The following is a 2,601-nucleotide window of genomic DNA, read 5'->3' on the forward strand; positions in this document are numbered from 1 at the left end:
CCCCCTACGGCGAGGCTCTGGCCGCCGCCCGCGAGCGCAGCGGATGCGACGAGGCCGTCCTCACCGGCGAAGGCCGCCTGCACGGCCGCCGCGTCGCGTTCGTCGTGTCGGAGTTCCGCTTCCTCGCCGGATCGATCGGCCTCGCCACCGCCGACCGCATCGTCACGGCCGTGGAACGCGCCACCGCCGAGCGCCTGCCGCTGCTCGCCGCGCCCGCGTCCGGCGGCACCCGCATGCAGGAGGGGACGGCCGCGTTCGTCCAGATGGCCCGTATCACCGCCGCCGTCATGGCGCACCGCGCCGCCGGGCTGCCGTACCTCGTCTACCTGCGGCATCCCACGACGGGCGGCGTATTCGCCTCGTGGGGGTCGCTCGGCCATGTCACGGCCGCCGAACCGGGCGCGCTGATCGGGTTCCTGGGCCCGCGCGTGTACGAGGGCCTGCACGGCGAACCGTTCCCGTCCGGCGTCCAGGTCGCCGAGAACCTCGCGGCCAAGGGGCTCCTGGACGCCGTGGTCGGCATCGACGACCTGGCCGATGTGGCGTCCCGCACGCTGAACGTCCTCTGCGAGAAACCACCCGCGGCCCTTCGACCGCGGCCTCCGTCCGGCGCCGCGCCGGAGACGGCGGCGTGGGAGTCGATCGAGCGATCACGGCGTCCGGGCCGTCCCGGGGTCCGCGAGCTGCTCCGCCACGGCGCGTCCGACGTCACCCCGCTCTCCGGCACCGGCCAGGGCGAGGCGGGCCGCGGCCTCCTCCTCGCCCTCGCCCGCTTCGGCGCGGCCCCCTGCGTCCTGGTCGGCCAGGACCGGCACGGCCAGCGCACCGGCCACCCGCTCGGCCCGGCCGGTCTCCGCGTCGCGCGCCGCGGCATGCGGCTGGCCGCCGGGCTGGGGCTCCCGCTGGTCACGGTCGTCGACACGCCCGGCGCCGTGCTGTCCGCCGAGGCGGAGGAGGGCGGTCTCGCGGGCGAGATCGCCCGCTGTCTCGCCGACCTGATCACCCTTCCCGCGCCGACGCTCTGCCTCCTCCTCGGCGAGGGCGCGGGCGGCGCGGCGCTCGCCCTCCTCCCCGCGGACCGCGTGCTCGTGGCCCGGCACGCCTGGCTCTCCCCGCTCCCGCCGGAGGGCGCGTCGCTGATCGTCCACCGGACCCCGTCGCGGGCGGACGAAATGGCGGCGGCCCAGGGCGTCCGGTCGGCGGACCTTCTCCGCGACGGCCTGGCCGACGTCCTCGTGGACGAGCGCCCCGACGCCGCCGACGAGCCGGAGCCGTTCTGCCGCCGCGCCTCGGCCGCCGTCGAGCGGGAACTGTCCGGCCTCGCCCCCGGCACTCCGGCCGCCCGCCAGGCCCGGTACCGTCCAGCCCCATGACCGAGGCCGCCACCCGATCCGCCTACGACTCCGTCGCCGTCCTCTACGCCGACACGTTCCGCGACTTCCTGGACGACATGCCGCTCGACCGCGCGCTGCTCGCCGCGTTCGCCGACCTGACCCGGGACTCCGGCCCGGTCGCCGACCTGGGCTGCGGGCCCGGCCGCCTGACCGGCCATCTGGCGTCGCTGGGACTCTCCGTCTTCGGCGTCGACCTGTCACCCGGAATGGTCGCGCAAGCCCGCAAGGAGCACCCGGGCCTCCGCTTCGACGAGGGCACCATCACGGCCCTCGACCTGGCCGACGGCAGCCTGGGCGGCATCCTCGCCTGGTTCTCGACCATCCACACGCTCCCGGCCGACCTGCCGCGGGTGTTCGCCGAGTTCCACCGCGTCCTCGCCCCGGGCGGCCACCTGCTGATCGCGTTCCAGGCCTGCGAGGGCGACACGCCACAGCCCTTCGACCACAAGGTCACGCTCGCCTACCGCTGGCCGCTGGACGGGCTCTCCGGCCTCCTGCGCCAGGCCGGGCTGATCGAAACGGCCCGTCTCCACCGCGAACCCTCGGAGCGGGAGCGCTTCCCGGCAGGCCATCTCCTGCTCCGCAAACCGTGATCGCGGCGGTCAGACCCGGCGTTCCCGGGCCTGGCCGTCCGTCTCGCGGGGGACCGGTACCCCGCTCAAGCCCCGGTGCCAGGGCCGCTCCCGGCGGAGCCGCCGGGTGCCCCGGCGGTGCCCGCCCCGGGGAAAGAAGGAGGCGACCACCCCGGCCGCCACGACGGCGACGAGCGCGGCGAGGGCCCAGGCCGCGATCTTGGGGCCGATACATCCCCGCGTGGCCTTCCGGCCCGGCAGATCCGGGACGATTCGCTGAGCGTCGCCCGCCACGGTGCTGTCCGCCATGTCGTTCGCTTTCTTGTTCCGGGTTGGCTGCCCCTATATCGGGTGACAGCATGTCACGAAACGGCCACCCGTCGCATGACGGCAACCTGGATGACCGACCACGTTCAGCCACCCGGGTATCCCGGGTGACCCACCCCCCGGCGACGCGAGGTCGTTTGGGGGCTTACGATTTTGGGAGTCGTAGGGGAGGGGTCCTGTGCGGGCGCTCGTCGTGCAGCATGATCATGTATCGCCGTCCGGTCCGGTGGGGGAGCGGCTGGAGGGGCGGGGGTTCGACATCACCGAGGTGTGCGTGGTGCCCGAGGAGCGGCACCTGACACCGGACG

General features: G+C 75.1%; 3 protein-coding genes. 2 read left to right on the forward strand and 1 reads right to left on the reverse strand.

What is annotated here, in order from left to right:
* Both ETD83_RS41120 and ETD83_RS41125 read left to right on the forward strand, forming a co-directional pair.
* A partial coding sequence (locus ETD83_RS41120; RefSeq protein WP_205718177.1) for a carboxyl transferase domain-containing protein occupies positions 1–1,373 on the forward strand: 1,373 nt, incomplete at its 5' end.
* Positions 1,370–1,987, forward strand: a complete 618-nt coding sequence (locus ETD83_RS41125; protein WP_138650652.1) for a class I SAM-dependent DNA methyltransferase — start codon at positions 1,370–1,372, stop codon at positions 1,985–1,987. The genes ETD83_RS41120 and ETD83_RS41125, both read left to right, overlap by 4 nt.
* A 9-nt stretch (positions 1,988–1,996) precedes the next feature.
* Here the strand turns inward: ETD83_RS41125 and ETD83_RS41130 are convergent, their stop codons facing one another.
* Positions 1,997–2,275: a hypothetical protein gene (locus ETD83_RS41130; RefSeq protein ID WP_138650653.1), complete on the reverse strand. Its 279-nt coding sequence runs from the start codon at positions 2,273–2,275 to the stop codon at positions 1,997–1,999.
* Between the last annotated feature and the right edge of the window lie 326 nt (positions 2,276–2,601).

The organism is Actinomadura soli, assembly GCF_005889715.1.
Lineage (GTDB): Bacteria > Actinomycetota > Actinomycetes > Streptosporangiales > Streptosporangiaceae > Spirillospora > Spirillospora soli.